14 protein-coding genes are annotated in these 17,406 nt (G+C 70.0%); 5 read left to right on the top strand and 9 right to left on the bottom strand.

Annotated elements, in window-relative coordinates:
• Window positions 1–5: 5 nt before the first annotated feature.
• From ACXKZF_RS04535 to ACXKZF_RS04515, 5 genes are read right to left on the bottom strand one after another with little or no spacing between them, the layout of a single operon-like run.
• Window positions 6–1,307, bottom strand: coding sequence for an alpha/beta hydrolase (locus tag ACXKZF_RS04535; RefSeq protein WP_488985520.1), 1,302 nt, complete (start codon window positions 1,305–1,307; stop codon window positions 6–8).
• Entirely contained in the window at window positions 1,304–3,817 is a 2,514-nt protein-coding gene (locus tag ACXKZF_RS04530) for a bifunctional lysylphosphatidylglycerol flippase/synthetase MprF (protein ID WP_488985519.1), read from the bottom strand. The genes ACXKZF_RS04535 and ACXKZF_RS04530 overlap by 4 nt, the downstream gene beginning before the upstream one ends.
• 36 nt (window positions 3,818–3,853) lie before the next feature.
• The gene (locus ACXKZF_RS04525; protein ID WP_488985518.1) at window positions 3,854–5,158 is read right to left on the bottom strand and encodes a GNAT family N-acetyltransferase; all 1,305 of its coding nucleotides are present in this window, start codon (window positions 5,156–5,158) and stop codon (window positions 3,854–3,856) included.
• Between the two features lie 54 nt (window positions 5,159–5,212).
• Window positions 5,213–5,455, bottom strand: coding sequence for a zf-HC2 domain-containing protein (locus ACXKZF_RS04520; RefSeq protein WP_055958319.1), 243 nt, complete (start codon window positions 5,453–5,455; stop codon window positions 5,213–5,215).
• Window positions 5,452–6,054: a sigma-70 family RNA polymerase sigma factor gene (locus tag ACXKZF_RS04515; RefSeq protein WP_235561339.1), complete on the bottom strand. Its 603-nt coding sequence runs from the start codon at window positions 6,052–6,054 to the stop codon at window positions 5,452–5,454. The genes ACXKZF_RS04520 and ACXKZF_RS04515 overlap by 4 nt, the downstream gene beginning before the upstream one ends.
• Window positions 6,055–6,167: 113 nt before the next feature.
• Here ACXKZF_RS04515 and aroA point away from each other — a divergent pair, with 113 nt between their 5' ends.
• Genes aroA through bcp form a run of 3 tightly spaced genes read left to right on the top strand, consistent with a single transcriptional unit; the run spans window position 6,168 to window position 9,059 of the window.
• Window positions 6,168–7,514 (top strand): 3-phosphoshikimate 1-carboxyvinyltransferase, encoded by a 1,347-nt coding sequence (aroA, locus tag ACXKZF_RS04510; RefSeq protein ID WP_055958323.1) that lies wholly within the window; start codon window positions 6,168–6,170, stop codon window positions 7,512–7,514.
• Between the two features lie 13 nt (window positions 7,515–7,527).
• On the top strand, window positions 7,528–8,589 hold the full coding sequence (gene rsgA / locus ACXKZF_RS04505) for a ribosome small subunit-dependent GTPase A (RefSeq protein WP_488985517.1): 1,062 nt from the start codon (window positions 7,528–7,530) through the stop codon (window positions 8,587–8,589).
• On the top strand, window positions 8,586–9,059 hold the full coding sequence (gene bcp / locus ACXKZF_RS04500; protein WP_055958329.1) for a thioredoxin-dependent thiol peroxidase: 474 nt from the start codon (window positions 8,586–8,588) through the stop codon (window positions 9,057–9,059). The genes rsgA and bcp overlap by 4 nt, the downstream gene beginning before the upstream one ends.
• Before the next feature lie 174 nt (window positions 9,060–9,233).
• On the opposite strand, the gene ACXKZF_RS04495 is transcribed toward bcp, so the two are convergent.
• Complete coding sequence (locus ACXKZF_RS04495; protein WP_055958332.1) at window positions 9,234–9,614, bottom strand: hypothetical protein; 381 nt, start codon at window positions 9,612–9,614, stop codon at window positions 9,234–9,236.
• Between the two features lie 210 nt (window positions 9,615–9,824).
• Here ACXKZF_RS04495 and ACXKZF_RS04490 point away from each other — a divergent pair, with 210 nt between their 5' ends.
• Complete coding sequence (locus ACXKZF_RS04490) at window positions 9,825–10,073, top strand: WhiB family transcriptional regulator (RefSeq protein ID WP_013583608.1); 249 nt, start codon at window positions 9,825–9,827, stop codon at window positions 10,071–10,073.
• Window positions 10,074–10,365: 292 nt separating this feature from the next.
• Here ACXKZF_RS04490 and ACXKZF_RS04485 read toward each other — a convergent pair whose 3' ends face one another.
• The gene (locus tag ACXKZF_RS04485; protein ID WP_243223907.1) at window positions 10,366–11,862 is read right to left on the bottom strand and encodes a sensor histidine kinase; all 1,497 of its coding nucleotides are present in this window, start codon (window positions 11,860–11,862) and stop codon (window positions 10,366–10,368) included.
• Between the two features lie 610 nt (window positions 11,863–12,472).
• On the opposite strand from ACXKZF_RS04485, the gene ACXKZF_RS04480 reads away from it, so the two are divergent.
• On the top strand, window positions 12,473–12,919 hold the full coding sequence (locus tag ACXKZF_RS04480; protein WP_055958338.1) for an Rv3235 family protein: 447 nt from the start codon (window positions 12,473–12,475) through the stop codon (window positions 12,917–12,919).
• 175 nt (window positions 12,920–13,094) lie between these two features.
• Here ACXKZF_RS04480 and ACXKZF_RS04475 read toward each other — a convergent pair whose 3' ends face one another.
• Window positions 13,095–14,321, bottom strand: coding sequence for a pyridoxal phosphate-dependent aminotransferase (locus tag ACXKZF_RS04475; protein WP_055958341.1), 1,227 nt, complete (start codon window positions 14,319–14,321; stop codon window positions 13,095–13,097).
• Window positions 14,322–14,441: 120 nt separating this feature from the next.
• On the bottom strand, window positions 14,442–17,240 hold the full coding sequence (gene secA, locus ACXKZF_RS04470) for a preprotein translocase subunit SecA (RefSeq protein WP_055958344.1): 2,799 nt from the start codon (window positions 17,238–17,240) through the stop codon (window positions 14,442–14,444).
• Window positions 17,241–17,406 lie beyond the last annotated feature (166 nt).

Here is a 17,406-nt window from a genome sequence, read left to right as displayed (position 1 = left end):
CCGATTCAGGATGGCGGCGCGGCCAGCCCGAGCGTGGGCGCGAGCGCCGGGATCGCCCAGGCGAGGCTCGCATCGAGCGTCTCGCCCGTGTGCCCGCCCCCCTCCACGATGTAGGTCAGGGTCGTGAAGCCCGCGGCGTCGGCCGCCTGAGAGTTCGATAGCTGCCCGGGGCCGTATGTGGTGTCGGCACTGCCCCAGGTGAAGATCGCCGTGTGCCCGGCATAGGTCCCGGCGGGAGCGGCGCCCATGATGACCGACGGCTTGCCAGCCTGGAACGCGGCCGCATCGCCGTTGTACACGTCGGCGACGGTCTGGGCGACGTGCTCCGAACCCGGGAACTCGTTACCCATCACGTCGAGTATCTGTCCCCAGGTGTCGGGGTAGCGCGAGCCGTACATGGCCGCACACGACCCCCCGTTCGAGAAGCCGCCGATGGTCCAGTAGTGGCGGTCCGTGATGATGTTCAGGTTCTGTTCGGCCCACTGCGGCACGAGCTGGTTGATGTACGTCGCCACCGCCCCGTACTTCGCGGAGTCGACGCACGTGGGGTCGAGGTCGGGCGCGGTGAGCTGGTCGACCACGATGGCGATCGGGGCGAGCCCCTTGTTCGCGGCGGCGAACGCGTCGAGCGCCTTCGCCAAAGTAGTGGGGTCGGGCGAGCCGGGCTGACCCATCATGAACACCAGCAGGGGCAGGGCCGGCGGGTTCGCGACCTGCGCCGCGGGGGGAAGGTACAGCGACGCGTCACGTGCGGCGTATTGCCCGGTGGGGATCTTGGTGCCGCCGGTCAGCGCGCTGACCGATCCCTTCGCGGGCATGTCGGCGGGCGGCTGCCACGTCTGGTACAGAGTCGCGGGATCACCGGCGGCGGCGCTCTGCTGCGGCAGCGACGCCGGGTCGAGCGCCTGTACGCCGAGGATCGCGGCGAGGTTGTGCGTCACTCCGTACGCCGCGTTGACACCGAGGATGCCGGCCAGAAGCGCCGAGACGACCGTCACGACGCCCGCGACCCGGCGCACCCAGGGGCTGCGGAAGATCCCGACGATGCCGACGGCGATGGCGGCGACCGCTCCGGACGCCCACCAGATCGCCGCGCCCGGCAGCGGGCCCTGGAAAGTGTCCATCGCCTCGAGGATCTTCGCGACGACGAACATCACGACCCCCGCCGCGGCCGCGATCGAGAGCGTGAGGACGACGCGTCGGTGCGGCCGTACGATCACGACGATCACTCCGAGAACGGCGACGGCAGCGCTGACGAGCAGGAGCGGTGAGTCGATCAGTTCGAGCGACAGGATGAATCTGTTCACCGACGCCCCTCCCACGCTGTCCGCGCCAACGCGACCATCTCCCGTCGCGAGGCGTCGGGCAGGTAGGCGCGACCGACGGCGGCCCCGATGCCCGGCAGCTCCAGCGGGTCGCGGTAGGCCAGGGCGAGCGGGCGGTACCGCGGGCGGAACTTGCCCTTGAAACGGAACAGCGACGCGAAGCCGTACGCCGGCTCCAGTACCTCGGCGAGCCAGCGCAGCAGCGCACGCAGCGGCGCGGGATCGCCCTCCACCGCTTCGTCCGGGTCGTCTGCGAGCGGGGCACCCGACAGGCTCAGCACCATGGCCCCCTCTTCCTGCAGCTGCAGAGCGGCCTTGGCGATGAGGAACTCCATCATCCCGTTCGGACCGTCGGTGCGGCGTCGCATGAAGTCGAGGGTCCACCCCGTGATCTCGCCGTCGATCCAGCTCGGCATCCAGCTCGTGACCGCCTCGATGCGCTCATCGGGACCGACGGCGAGCAGAAGCCGCACGTCTCGGTCGCGCAGCTCGTCGAGGGAGCCGAGCGTGAAGCCCATCTCGGGCAGCGCCCGATCGGCGACCCACTCCTCGTCGATGGCGACGACCTGCGACGCCTGCGACACGGAGAGCTCGTGCCACCGCGACCAGACGGCCGTGTAGCCCTCCCGCTCGGCGCGGGTGAGGGGCTGACGCACCTTCTGCCAGGTCTTGCCCGCGAAGGTGAGCCCCGGTAGATCCATCACGGTCTCGACGCCGACCGGCACGTGCCGCCACCCCAGGTCGACGAGGTCGTGCAGGGTGTCCGCGTGCACGCTGTAGAACGCGGGGATCCACCCGTGCTCGACGCAGTAGTCGCTGAAGCCTCGCAGGGCCTCGGGGCGCCGGCCGACCGGCGCGAGGGGATCGGCGACCGCGAGAGCGACGTCGCCGGAGAGCCGATAGGCGACGGCGCACTCTCCGTCCTCGGAGTACCAGTGACGGTTGCCCGCCCAGGTGCCCAGGAAACCGAGAGTGTCGCTGCCGCGACGGAGCAGCTCGCGGTACCGGCCCTCGTCGCCCGCGTCGGGGCGCTGCACACGGCGGTAGAGCCACAGGATCGACGCCACAACGATGATCCAGAACAACACGCCGATCCACTGGTACGCGAAGAGGGCGGGGCCGCTGTGGGGGAACGCTGTCGAGCCGCCCGGATGGGTGAACGCGGGCGGCAGGAAACGTCGCAACGTCACCGAGAGAAGGTCGAAGAAGGAGACGTCGCGGTCGAACGCGCGTTTGCCGATGGCCTCGACGAGGAAGAGCGTCGTCGCGCAGGCGAAGAACGCCAGAGCGAGCACGACGGCCACGCACTTCGCGGCCTTCGGCGTCGCACGCACCGAGAACCGCGCGCGGGCGACGACCAGCGCCGCCGCGAGCACGAGCGGGATGACCACGCTCGCGATCGCCCACAGGACGTACTCCGCGCCGCTGCCGTCGACCCAGGGGTCGATGCGCAGGCGACCGTCGGCGAGGGAGACGAGGGGAAGGACGGCGGATGCCACGAGCACGAACACCGCGACGACCCACGCCGCGCGACGGCCCTGTCGCAGCCCCCACGCCGCCACCAGCAGCAGGACGAGCGGGGTGATGGCCAACAGGGCCGGCCCGGCGCCGCGCGTCATCAGGAGGGCCACCTGTTCGTCGCACACCGACGCCGCGACCGTTCCGCACTGGGCGAGCACCTCGTCGTCGTACTGGGTGTAGGCGTCGACGACGAGGGAGAGCGGGCCACGACCGCCGCCGCTGACCAACGCGACGATCGGCCCGCTGCCGACCACGGCGACCAGCAGTGCCAGCAGCGTGCGGCTCTCCCTCGTCGAGCTGCGGTGCCACGACCGCCGCTCGCGTCCCCGCGCGAGGACGGCGCCGAGCGCGAGGCCGATCGCCGCGGCCGTGAGACGGTACCAGGAGTCGGCGTCGCCCGCGTACAGGGCGAAGAGAGCGAGCAGCGCGAAGCCCACCAAGCGCAGTCGGCGTCGCCAGAGCGTGGTCGCGAACGCCGAGGCCGCCATGACCGCTCCCGCGATGGGTGTCGTCGGGTCGAGCACGGGGACTTCCGCCGCCACGACGGGTCGGAGGTCGGTCACCGTCCAGGCCGCGGCGTGCAGGCCGATGCCCACGAGGAGCCCCGCCACGCCCGTCACGGCCAGCAGCAGCGCCGTGCGGCGGGATCCCAGCAGACGCTCACCGTAGGCGAGCACCGTGAGGGCGAGCAGCACGGATGCCGCGGCATCGATAGCCGAGTCCGGCACGACGAGCGCGGTGAGGATCGTCCACCACCGGCCGCTCGCGAACGTGGCCAACGGCCCCGCACCCCAGACGAGAGCTCCCCCGTCATTCCACAGCGACCCGGTCACCGCAGCCGCGGCGATGACGATGACGGCCGCGCTGACGGCGACGGGATTGCGGGCGAGGTACCGGCGGAGGTAGGGACCCGCCGCTCGCAGCCGCGAGGGCGTACGCGCGCCGGGCGCGGCTGGTGCTGTTTGGGACATCGGCGAAAGCCTACGAGCAAAGCTGGGCGGAGGGCATCAGTACCAGATGTCGAGAAGCGGAGTCATAGACGGCGCAAAGGAACGGTCGATCGCCGCAAGGACCCCGGTGTGCCCCGAGACGATCCCCGCCGCGGCCAGCTCGGTGGCGCGCGCACCGCCGAGCAGGAGGGATCCGAGGGCGTTGACGGTCATCTCGACGTCGACCGGGTCGCCGTCGGCGACGGGTTCGACCACGGCCTCGCCGTCGTCGCCGATGACCAGGCGCCACGCGCCGTCGGCGAACCCGAGCGGATCGGTGACGCGCACAGCGACTCGCAGCGGCGCGGCGTAGGCGCGCGAGGCGAGGGCGTGCGGCACGTCGAGGACCCGCAGCCACTGGTGGTCGGTGAGTGTCGCCGTGACCGCGCGGCGGTCGGTCACCATCCACTGCACGGGCGGCACGGGCGCCTGCAGCCAGGCCTTCACCGTGCCCACCAGGTCGTGCTCGAGGACGAACCGCCACAGGGCGGCATAGGCATCGGGCGACTCCGCGAAGAGCGCGCGCACGGAGAGGTCGTGTGCGGCGAAATCATCGCGGTCGGCGATCGCGTAAACGACGATGCCGCGTTCCACCCCGTCGGTGTCGCGGTATGCCACGGCGCGCACCTTCTCGCCCTCTTTATCGCCGGGCGCGACACCCGCGATCCCCCGCCAACGGCCGTCCCACCCGGGAACCGACCCGGGGCGCTGCCGCCGCACGCGCTCGTGAACGGCGCTCACCCGATCGGCGAGGCCGTCACGCGGGACGAAGTCGAGCCGTCCGGTGGGGGTCGGACCCGTCCAGCGGGCACGGGTGGTGTCGACCTCGACATCGGAGGCCCAGGTAGCCGGTGAGAAGCCCCAGCGGCCGTAGATGGTCGCCTCGGTCACGGTCAGGCCCGCGAGGGCGAACCCGGCAGCCGCGGCGGTGCGCAGTTCGCCACCCAGCATCGCCCGGGCGATCCCGCGACGCCGATGGGTCGGCGCCACCGTCACGGCGCTGATGGCCCAGAGGTCGGTCTGCCGCCCCGGCGACGTGGTGAGCTCGGTGGCCCACGAGTCGACCGTACCCACGGGCACTCCGGGCTCCACCCCGTCGCGGTCGTAGACCGCGGTGAGCCGGCGGGTGCGCAGCGTCAGGCGGGCGTTCTCGGCTTCGTCGTCGGTGGACTCCCCGCCGAGGAAACCTCGCGCCACGGCCCGTTGGAACGGGCGATACGCATCGCCGTCGGCATCCACCCGGGCGTAGTCGAGCCCGGAGGCCGCGAGGTCAGCGGCGGAGGTCTGGTCGAGGGGCAGCGTCAAGGGGTCGATGGATGCCATGATCCCAGCCTACGTACACCTTCCGACACCCACCCGAGGGCACCGCGGGAGGGGTCAGTGGGTGGCTTGGATCGCCCGCAGACGCGTCAGCACCTGATCGCGCAGCTCGTCGGGAGCGGTCTCTTTGCACGCCCGCGCCACCACGTCGGTCAGGGTGCGCGCCACGAGGGCCTCGTCCTGGCATCCGGGGCAGTTCTCGAGGTGCTGACGGATGTCGCTCGCCTCGGTCTTGCAGACCTCGTTGCGGAGGTATTCCTCCAGATCGCGCCGTGCCTTGTCGCAGCCGCAGTCGCTCATTTCGTCTCTCCCGTCGCGGCCTTGATGCCGCGCTCCTTGGCGTAGTCCGACAGCAGGTCGCGCAGCAGCCGCCGGCCGCGGTGCAGACGGCTCATGACCGTGCCGATCGGAGTCTTCATGATGTCGGCGATCTCCTGGTAGGCGAAGCCCTCGACGTCCGCGAGGTACACCGCCATCCGGAAATCTTCGGGGATCGACTGCAGGGCGTCTTTCACGACGGATGCCGGCATGTGGTCGATCGCTTCGGCCTCGGCCGAACGTGCGCTGCTCGCGGTGGTCGACTCGGCACCGCCGAGCTGCCAGTCCTCGAGGTCGTCGATGGCGCTCTGGTACGGCTCGCGCTGCTTCTTGCGGTACGTGTTGATGTACGTGTTCGTCAGGATGCGGTACAGCCACGCCTTCAGGTTCGTCCCCTGTGCGAACGACGCCCACGATCCGAAGGCCTTCACGAAGGTCTCCTGCACGAGGTCCGCCGCATCGGCGGGATTGCGGGTCATCCGCATCGCCGCGGCATAGAGCTGGTCCATGAAGGGCAGAGCCTGCTCTTCGAACTGTGCGCGCGGCTCGACCTGCGAGCCCGCTTCTGCGGTGTCGTCCATCGCGCGCCAGTCTACGTCGGGCATGTCGAAGGCCGCCGGGGTGCTCGCCGGCGGGCTGTCGCGCTCGAGAAGTGCGGTCACGTGTCGTCCCCCTTTCAGTAGGCTAGGAACCGATGACTCCGCTCGGATATTCCCTCTCCGCCGCCACGCCCCGCGGCGCGTGGGACGCGCCTGTCGCCGCCGGTCCCATGGATGCCACGGTGACCGTGCCGGGTTCGAAGTCGCTGACGAATCGCGAGCTCGTGCTCGCCGCGATCGCCGACGGCCCGGGCACGCTGCATGCCCCTTTGCACTCCGACGACTCCGCACGCATGATCGACTCCCTCCGGGCGCTCGGCGTGGGCATCGACGAGATCGACACCGAATCCCCCTTCGGTCCCGACCTGCTGATCACTCCCCCGTCGTCGTTCCTCGGCGGCACCACGGTGGACTGCGGTCAAGCCGGCACCGTCATGCGCTTCGTCACCCCCCTGGCGGGCTTCGCACGAGGCGACGTGCATGTCACCGCGCACGAGAGCGCCCTGCACCGCCCGATGGGCGCGATGATCCGGGCGCTGCGCGATGTCGGTGTCGACATCGACGACGGCGGCCACTGGGCTCTGCCCTTCTCCGTCCGGGGACACGGTCACGTGCGCGGCGGCGAGGTCGAGATCGATGCGAGTCAGTCGAGTCAGTTCGTCTCGGGTCTCCTCCTGGCAGCTCCCCGCTTCGACGTGGGCCTACGGCTGCGCCACGTCGGCTCGCGGCTTCCGAGCGTCCCGCACATCGACATGACCGTCGAGGCACTCGCCCACCGCGCCGTCCACGTGGAGCGACCGGCTCCGGGCGAGTGGATCGTGCCCGCGGGTCCGGTCCGGGCCAAGGACGTCGCGATCGAGCCCGATCTCTCCAATGCCTCGCCCTTCCTGGCCGCGGCGATGGTCGCCGGCGGCTCGGTCACGGTCACGGGCTGGCCTCTCCACAGCACTCAACCCGGCGCGCTCCTCGTCGACATCCTCGCCGAGATGGGTGCGCGCGTCAGCCGCCGCGGCGGTGCCCTCACCGTCGCCGCGGGAGACGAAGGCATCCTGGGTGTCGAACTCGACCTCTCCGCCGCGGGCGAACTCGCCCCCACGCTCTTCGGTCTTGCAGCTTTCGCCGACGGCCCCACGACCCTGCACGGCATCGGTCACATCCGCGGGCACGAGACCGATCGCATCGCCGCCCTCGTCGGCAACCTGCGTGCGCTCGGCGGCGAGGCCCACGAGCTCGAAGACGGCATCCGCATCGTCCCGCGCGCCCTGGTCGGCGGCGAGTGGAAGGCCCACCACGACCATCGCCTGGCCACGACGGGCGCCCTGATCGGGCTCCGCGTCCCCGGCGTGCAGGTCGACGACATCAGAACGACGGCCAAGACCCTCCCCCAGTTCGCCGCGCTCTGGCATGCCATGCTCGGCACCGACGCCTCGGTCGACGCGTGAGTAAGACAGACGCGTGAGCTGGCTCGCCGACGACGACGACGACGACGATCTCGCCTACGACGAGTCGTCGATCCGGTCGCGACCGAACCCCAAGGCGAACCGGCCGCGCACCAAGCGTCGCCCGGCCCACGCCGACGCGCAGATCGCCCGGGTCCTGGGCGTCGACCGCGGCCGTTACACCGTGCTCGTCGACGAGGACGGCCCCGACGAGCGCCGCATGCTCGCGACCCGCGCCCGCGAACTCCGCAAGCAGCCGATCGTCAACGGCGACCGCGCACGGGTCGTCGGCGACCTGACGGGCGGCGAGGGCACGCTCGGCCGCATCGTCGGCATCGAGGAGCGAACGTCGCTCCTCCGCCGCAGCGCCGACGACACCGACCAGGTCGAGCGGGTGATCGTCGCCAACGCGGACCAGATGTTGATCGTGGTCGCCGCAGCTGACCCGGAGCCCCGCGAAAGGCTCGTCGACCGCTACCTCGTCGCCGCCCTCGACGCCGGTATCCGTCCCCTCCTCGTGGTGACCAAGACCGACCTGGCCGACCCGACCGAGTTCCTCGCGCACTTCACCGGCATCGATCTGCGCGTCTTCACCAGCGCACAGGGCGCCATGCCGCTGGACGAGATCGGCCAAGCGATCGCCGGGCACTCCACCGTCTTCGTGGGACACTCCGGCGTCGGAAAGTCCACGCTCGTCAACGCGCTGACCGGCTCGGAGCGTGCCATCGGGCATGTGAACGTGGTCACCGGTCGGGGGCGGCACACGTCGTCGTCGGCCGTCTCCCTGCGCTATCGGGGACCTGCCGGATCAGGCTGGGTCATCGACACCCCGGGCGTACGCTCGTTCGGTCTCGGCCACGTCGATCCCGCCCACGTGCTCGGCGCCTTCACCGACCTCGCCGAGGCGGCCGAAGACTGCCCGCGAGGCTGCACCCACCTTCCCGACGCGCCGGACTGCGCGATCGCCGAGGCCGTGGCATCCGGTCGCCTGGGCCCCGGAGCCGAGGCGCGCCTGGACTCCCTGCACCGGCTGCTGACGACGTTCCAAGCGATCGAGCGTTCTAGGCTGGAGGGGTGACGAACCTCGACAAGGGCGACACCGCCCCCGACTTCACCCTGCTCGACCAAGACGAGCACCCCGTCTCGCTGAGCGACTTCCGTGGCCGCCGCGTGATCCTGTACTTCTACCCGGCCGCCCAGACCCCCGGCTGCACGACCCAGGCGTGCGACTTCCGCGACAGCCTGGCCTCCCTGCAGGGAGCCGGGTACACGGTTCTCGGTCTCTCTCGTGACACCCCTGAGAAGCTCCGGGCGTTCCGCGACAGCGACGGACTCACCTTCCCCCTGCTCAGCGATCCCGAGCACACGGTGCACGAGGCGTACGGCGCGTGGGGCGAGAAGCAGAACTACGGCAAGACCGTGACCGGCGTGCTGCGCTCGACCTTCGTCGTCGACGAAGACGGCAAGATCGTCGAGGCGCTCTACAACGTCAAGGCCACCGGCCACGTCGCACGTCTGCGCAAGACGCTCGGCCTCGCCGCCGCCTGAGCCCCTTCCGCCTCGAACCCCGCCATCGCCCTCGCGATCGGCGGGGTTCTGGCAACGGCACGGGACCACCGGGGACGGGCACTGCGAACGGCGGCGACGGCGTGCCGCGACGGGCGACAGACGACGTGAATCCCGGGCCGAGGGGAGCTGCGCTCGCGGGGCTTCGAAGAGGTCTCAGTCGTCGTCGCGACGCCGCGGTGCGGCACGCCGCACTGCCAGCACGAGCACAACCAGCCCGATGACCGCGGGGAGGGCGATGAGCGCGGCGGCGGTGGGGGCGGCCCACTCGCCGGTGACGGCGCCGATGGCGACCGACAGGATCAGCAGCTGCGTCACGATGCCGCCCGAGCGTGCCGCGGAGGCGTCGCGCGCTGTCCCGACGCCGAACGCGCCGACGATGGCCGCGCCGATGAGGGTCAGGACGATGAGGGCGATCGAGCTCACCACCGAGTCGGTGTCACCGCCGATGAGCGCGACGACCTGCCATCCGGCGAGAGCCAGGATGCCGAGGGCCTCGAGTCCGAGGAGCGCGGAGGCCGCGAGTCGAATCGGCATCCGAAACCCTCCGACGGGCGCCGCTGGCGCGTTACGATCCGGAAACCTGCCGGTTACCTCTTGATCAGGCCGAAACGCTATGGGAGCATGGAACAAGCCGTGTGCTCCCACAGCGAAGTGGGGCGAGCAATCGCTCGCGTTCCCACCAGGGTACCGGACCCGATAGCCGGTGCCGAATCGACCAAAATTTCTGTTACAAGGAGCACCCCTATGGATTGGCGCGACAAAGCAGCCTGCCTGACAGTCGACCCCGAGCTGTTCTTCCCCGTCGGCAACACCGGCCCCGCGGTCGACCAGATCGAAAAGGCCAAGTCGGTCTGCGCACGCTGCACCGTCACCGAGGTCTGCCTGCAGTACGCCCTCGAATCCGGGCAGGATTCGGGCGTGTGGGGCGGTCTGAGCGAAGATGAGCGTCGCGCCCTGAAGCGCCGCGCCGCCCGCGCACGCCGCGCCTCCTGACCCACGGCATCCGTCGTTCGAAGAAGCCCATCCCCGCGGGGGTGGGCTTCTTCGCGTGCCGCGACCGTCAGGCCCGGCGACCGCGCGGACCCGAGGAGCTTGGTGCGCCGCGACCGAATGCGGTCAGCGGGGGCGCCCGGCGAGAAACGCGGTCGGCGGGGTCATGCCGCGCGGACCGCGGTCTGCCCGGTCATGAAGCGAGGAACGCGATCGGCGGGCGGAACGGCTCGACGTCACGTTCTTGCCTGCGGGCCGTTTCTCGCGCCCGCGCGCCGGCCCGAAGAGCTCCGGCTCAGGTCGACGTGCCGCCGATGTAACGCAACGGGATCTCGATGGTGACCTCGGTCCCGCTGCCCATGAGGGTGTGCCAGTCGATCGTGCCGCCGAGTTCGCCCTGGATCAGGGTGCGCACGATCTGCGTGCCGAGCCCGCGGCCGACCTGCCCCTCTGGTAGGCCCACGCCGGTGTCGCGGACGCTGACCTCGAGCATCTCGCCCGTACGCTCCGCCGCGATCTCCACGTCTCCCTCTTGCCCGGCGAGTCCGTGCTCGACGGCATTGGTGACCAGCTCGGTGAGCGCGAGGGCGAGCGGGGTCGCGAACTGGCTCGGCAGGATGCCGAATTGACCCGTCGAGCGGGTGCGCGCGCGGGTGTTCGGCGCCGCCGCCACCTCGGCGACGAGCTTCAGCACGCGAGCGAAGACGTCGTCGAAGTCGACGTTCTGCGCGAGACCCTCCGACAGGGTGTCGTGGACCACCGCGATTGCCGACACGCGGCGCATGGCCTGCGTGAGGGCGTCCCGCGCCTCGTCGGAGTGCGTGCGGCGGGCCTGGATGCGCAGCAGCGAAGCGACCGTCTGGAGGTTGTTCTTGACGCGGTGGTGGATCTCGCGGATCGTCGCGTCCTTGGTGATGAGCTCCTGTTCCTGATGGCGGATCTCGGTCACGTCGCGGCTGAGCACGATGGCACCGATACGGTTTCCGCGATCGCGCAGGGGAATCGTGCGCAGAGAGACCTGCACACCCCGCGCCTCCATGTCGGCGCGCCACGGTGCACGGCCGCTGACGACGACGGGGAGCGACTCGTCGACGTCCTGACGCTTGGCGGGGAGGATGCGCGCCGTCACCTCGGCCAGCGACTCGCCTTCGAGCTCGTCGTCGAAGCCCATGCGGTTGAACGCTGAGAGCGCGTTGGGGCTCGCGAACGTCGTGATTCCGTCGACGTCGAGGCGGATGAGCCCGTCGGAGGCGCGAGGGGCGCCGCGGCGAGGGGCCGTCGGGGCGGCGAGATCGGGGAACTCGGCCGACGAGATCATGCGGAACACGTCGTCGGCGCAGTCGTTGAAGGTGATCTGCTGACGCGACGGCGTCCGCGTCTCGCCGAGGTTGGTGTGGCGGGTCAGCACGCCGACGGTGGTGACCGCCGCGCCCTCGCGCGAGAGCTCCCGCACGATCGGCACCGCGCGCACACGCGTCGGCGTCTCCTCGAACCAGTCGGGGGAAGCCGAGTCGACGATCCGCCCACTCTGGAAGGCGTCTCGCACCTGCGTGCGCCACTGCGGCCGCACACGGTCGCCGACGATATCGCGGTAGAACAGGGTCGCAGCTCCCCCGGGGCGCGTGTGCGCGACAGCGACGAACGAATCGTCGGGGGTGGGAACCCAGATCACGATGTCGGCGAAGGCCAGGTCGGCGAGCAGTTGTCCGTCGCCGGCCAGGCGGTGCAGCCACTCGACGTCGGCCTCGCTGGAGCGGCCCTGGGCGAAGACGAGTTCACTGAGTGTCGACACCCTCCCACCCTAGGGGAGACGGTGGAGGCCGCTGCTTCCGACAGCTGCAGGAAAGAGCGCTCGTGAGCCGTCGGGTGAGCCGGCCGTCCAGCCGGAACCAGGGCGGGGCGACCCGGGGGACGGACCCGCGGACGACGCCCGGGGAACCGATCGTCCACTGCTTCCGCCAGCGGGTGAGGGCGCCTCCTCCCCCGAACGGCGGACATCGTGAGCGGGAGGCCCTTCTGTGTTGATTTCTGGTCCCGTTCGCCTTCTCGTCCACGGCCCGTAGCGCCTTCCCGACGACCTCGAGTCGAACGCCGGGCTGGCACCCCCACGCTGAAGCCCGCGCCCATCACGCGGTCCTGACACGCCCGCAACGCGGCGCCGACGACCGCACGCGAAGCCCGTCGTCACGCGGATCGTCGACCCCCACCGCCGGCCCGGCGGCGCGCCGGGGTCGCGAGCCGACGTCGCGCTCGTCGCTCCCACGGCGGCAGCTTCTCACCACCCTGACCTCATCTCGCATTCCTCCACAGACGCCCCGAACGCTTCGGCTCGCGGGCCACCGCTGCCCTACTCTCGGCGTCACCCCCCGCTCGCTTCACGCACCAGATCATCGGAGGGAACCATGTCACAGCCGCACGTCCACACCACCTCGAGCCCGACGCGGCGCTCGCTCGCAGCCGCCTCCCGGTCGGAGGAGTTCTTCGGCCGGCAGAAGACCTCGACCCACGAGCTGCCGTCCGCAGAGACCTTCACGCTCAACATCGTCCGCGGTGTCCTCGAGGTGCTCGCCGGAGTACGCGAGGTCGACCAGCTCGCCCGATGGCTATCGGAAGATGTGTACCGCACGGTGGTCGTTCGAGCCGGCCTCGCGGCCCGCGCGCGCAGCGCCCGCGGCATGCCCGCGCCCCGGGCGACGCACATCATCCAGAGCGTGCACCTCTCGTCCCCGGCGGATCACGTCGTCGAGGCCACCGTGACCGCGGCGACGCGACTGCGCACCCGCGCCGTCGCTCTCCGCCTCGAGGGGCTGGACGGTCGCTGGCGGGTCACGTCGCTGGGCCTGCTGTGAGCGTCAGGCGGGTCGCAGACACCGTCCAGCGACGACGAACGTCGCACGACGCGGCGGGCGCGTCTCTTCGAGGCCCCGCCGCATGAGCAGCCGTGACCGCACGAGGAGCAGACCGCCGAACGCCGCGTGCACCCGCCACGGGGTCAGCGGCCGAAACCGCGGAGGCGCAGAGAGGTCAGGGACGCCAGGACGACAGGAAGTTGCCGAGCCGCTCGATGGCATCCGAGATGACGCGGGCCTCGGGCAACGTCACGATGCGCACATGATCGGTTGCGGGCCAGTTGAACCCCGACCCCTGCACGAGAAGCACGTGCTCGGCGAGCAGGAAGTCGTGCACGAACTTGCCGTCGTCGGGGATCTCGTACACCTCGGGATCGAATCGCGGGAAGGCGTAGAGCGCACCGCGGGGCATCACGCACGAGACGCCCGGAATGGCCTCGAGGCCCTGCCACGCGGCATCCCTCTGCTCGTGGAGACGGCCGGACGGAGCGATGAGCGCGTCGATCGACTGCACCCCCGACAGCGCCGCCTGCACCGCGAACTGCGCCGGCACGTTCGGGCAGAGACGAGTGGATGCCAACAGGTTGATACCGTGCAGAAACCCCTGCGCGTGATCCTTGGGGCCGGTGATGGCGAGCCAGCCGGAGCGGTAACCGGCGACGCGGTAGGTCTTCGACAGACCGTTGAAGGTCAGGCAGAGCAGGTCGGGCGCAACGGTGGCCATGGGGATGTGCACAGCGTCGTCGAACAGGATGCGGTCGTAGATCTCGTCGGCGAGCAGCAGCAGCGAATTCTCGCGGGCGATGTCGGCGATGCCGTCGAGGATCTCGCGCGAGTACACCGCTCCCGTCGGGTTGTTGGGGTTGATGACGACGATGGCCTTGGTGCGGGGCGTGACCTTCGAGCGGATGTCGTCCAGATCGGGCTGCCACTCGCGCGACTCGTCGCAAAGGTAGTGGACGGGCGTACCCCCGCCGAGGCTCGTCATCGCCGTCCACAGCGGGTAATCGGGGGCGGGGATCAGCACCTCGTCGCCCTCGTCGAGGAGCGCCTGCATGGTCATCGTGATCAACTCGGACACACCGTTGCCGAGGAACACGTGATCGGTATCGAGCGCGGGGAACCCGGGCTCCTGCTCGTAGCGCGATACCACCGCACGACGGGCGGACAGGATGCCGCGGCTGTCGCTGTAGCCGTGGGCGTTGGGCACCGACGCGATCATGTCGCGGACGATCTGATGCGGTGCCTCGAAACCGAAGATCGCCGGGTTGCCGGTGTTCAGCTTGAGGATGGAGTGCCCCTCGGCCTCGAGTCGGTCGGCCTCGACGAGGGCCTCCCCCCGGATCTCGTAGAGGACGTCTTTCAGTTTCGACGACTGATCGAGAGGGCGTAGCGGGCTCATCGGTTCAGGATATCCCCGGCCTCAGCGGGCCAATCGACACCGAGTGGACCACGCATCGGTCGCCGCGGACGACGAATGCCGCGCCCCGGTGATCGGGGCACGGCATCCTTCGTTCGTTCGTTACTTCTTCTTCGCGGCGCGACGGTCGGCGCGGTTCGACGCCGCGGACTCGTCGGCGGCGTCGGTGCGCTGGCCGAAAGCACCGCGGGCGCCGGTGGGCACCGGCTCCGCCGCAGGTGCCGCGGGCTGCGCCGCCTGACGCAGTCGGTTGGTCGCCGCCTGCTGCACCTGGCCGCGGTCGTTGCGCACCTCGACCTCACCCGCGTCGTTCGCGGCCGAGTACTCGAGGCGCTGCGTTTCGACCGGGGTCGGCGTGAGGCCCTTGGCCTCGACCTGCGCCTCGTCACCCTCGACCTTGCGGACCTCGACCTCGAGGTTGTAGAGGAAGCCGACGGACTCCTCCTTGATCTGCCCCATCATCGACTGGAACATCTGGTAGCCCTCGCGCTGGTACTCGATCAGCGGGTCTCGCTGGGCCATGGCACGGAGTCCGATGCCGTCTTTGAGGTAGTCCATCTCGTAGAGGTGCTCGCGCCAGCGGCGGTCGAGCACCTGCAGCACCACGCGGCGTTCGAGTTCGCGCAGCGCCTGCTCACCGAGCTGCTGCTCGCGGTTCTCGTACGCGATCCGCGCGTCGGAGATGATCTCGCGCTTGAGCCCCTCGGGCGTGATGCGCCCCTTGGTGCCGCCGGCCTCGGCGACGACCTCGTCGATCGTGACGCTCACCGGGTACATGGTCTTCAGCTCGGTCCAGAGCGCGTCGAAGTCCCATGACTCGGTGTGGCCCGAGCCGGTGTGGTCGTCGATCACGGCGGTGATGGCGTCTTCGATGAAGTGCTGCACGCGGTCGGCGATGTCATCGCCCTGGAGCATGTGCCGGCGGTCGGCGTAGATGGCCTCGCGCTGACGGTTCAGCACGTCGTCGTACTTCAGGACGTTCTTCCGCATCTCGGCGTTGCGCGCTTCCACCTGCGACTGGGCGCTCTTGATCGCTCGCGACACCAGGCCCGACTCGATCGCGACGTCGTCGGGGAAGTTGGTGCGCGCGAGGATCGCCTCCGCGGCCCCCGACTGGAACAGACGCATCAGGTCGTCGGTGAGCGACAGGTAGAACCGGCTCTCGCCCGGGTCACCCTGACGTCCCGAACGACCGCGTAGCTGGTTGTCGATGCGACGCGACTCGTGGCGCTCGGTGCCCAGCACGTAGAGGCCACCGGCCTCGGTGACCTTCGCGGCCTCCTCGGCGACGGTGTCGCGCATGGACTGGTACACCGTGTCCCACTCGGACTCGTAGGCGTCGGGCGTCTCGACGGGGTCGAGATTGCGCGCCTTCATCTCCTGCACGGCGAGGAACTCGGCGTTACCGCCGAGCATGATGTCGGTTCCACGGCCGGCCATGTTGGTGGCCACCGTCACGGCGCCGAGGCGACCGGCGCGGGCGACGATCTCCGCCTCGCGCGCGTGGTTCTTGGCGTTCAGCACCTCGTGACGCACGCCCTTCTTCGCCAGCAGACGTGAGAGGTACTCGCTCTTCTCGACGCTCGTCGTGCCGACCAGGACGGGCTGGCCCTTCGCGTGGCGCTCGACGATGTCTTCGACGACCTGCGCGAACTTGGCCGTCTCGTTCTTGTAGACGAGATCCGACTGGTCTTTGCGGACCATGGGCCGGTTGGTGGGGATGGGGACCACACCGAGCTTGTACGTCGACATGAACTCGGCCGCCTCGGTCTCGGCGGTACCGGTCATGCCCGAGAGCTTGTCGTAGAGACGGAAGTAGTTCTGCAGGGTGACGGTGGCGAGGGTCTGGTTCTCGGCCTTGACCGGCACGCCCTCCTTCGCCTCGATGGCCTGGTGGATGCCCTCGTTGTAGCGGCGCCCGACCAGGATGCGACCGGTGTGCTCGTCGACGATCATGACCTCGTCGTTCATGACGACGTAGTCGGTGTCGCGCTTGAACAACGCGATCGACTTGATCGAGTTGTTGAGGAACGAGATGAGCGGGGTGTTGGCCGACTCGTAGAGGTTGTCGATGCCGAGGTAGTCTTCGACCTTCTCGATGCCGGGCTCGAGCACACCGATCGTGCGCTTCTTCTCGTCGACCTCGTAGTCGACGCCCGCCTCGAGGGTGCGGGCGAGCTTCGCGAACTCGGCGAACCAGCGGTTGGCCTCACCGGATGCCGGCCCGGAGATGATCAGCGGAGTACGCGCCTCGTCGATGAGGATCGAGTCGACCTCGTCGACGATGGCGTAGAAATGGCCGCGTTGCACGAGGTCTTCCTTGCGCCACGCCATGTTGTCGCGCAGGTAGTCGAAGCCGAACTCGTTGTTCGTGCCGTAGCTGATGTCGGCCTCGTACTGCTCACGGCGCACCTCGGGCGTCTGGCCCGAGACGACGGTGCCTGTCGTCATCCCGAGTGCACGGTAGACGCGGCCCATGAGCTCCGACTGGTAGCTGGCGAGGAAGTCGTTCACGGTGATGACGTGCACGCCCTTGCCGGCGATGGCGTTCAGGTAGGCCGGGAGGGCCGCGGTCAGCGTCTTTCCTTCACCGGTCTTCATCTCGGCGATGTTGCCCAGATGCAGGGCGGCGCCGCCCATGATCTGCACGTCGTACGGGCGCTGACCGAGGGTGCGCTTGGCCGCCTCGCGGACGGCGGCGAACGCCTCGGGCATGAGCTGGTCGAGCGTCTCGCCGGCCTCGAAACGGGCGCGGAGCTCGACGGTCTCGTTACGCAGCTCGTCGTCGGTGAGCTGCTCGTAGTCCTCTTCGAGCGCCCCGGTCGCCTTGACGACGCCCTGTAGGCGACGCAGGACGCGGCCTTCGCCGGCGCGCAGCAGTCTCTCGAGCGGATTTGCCACGAAGAATCTCCATCTGTCGGGTGCGACGCCCGTACGGACGCCGGCCTGCGAACAGGCATACGTGGCCCATGGTATCCGTGTTACCGGTTCGTGACCTGCGAAGGAGCCGCAATCCTCAGGCCGGGTTGCGCGCCCGCAGCGAACACACGGCGACGGGTACGAACCC

This window comes from Microbacterium sp. ABR10, from assembly GCF_057812175.1.
Note: the sequence above shows the minus strand (reverse complement) of the source record. Positions and strands in the feature narration are given on the sequence as shown.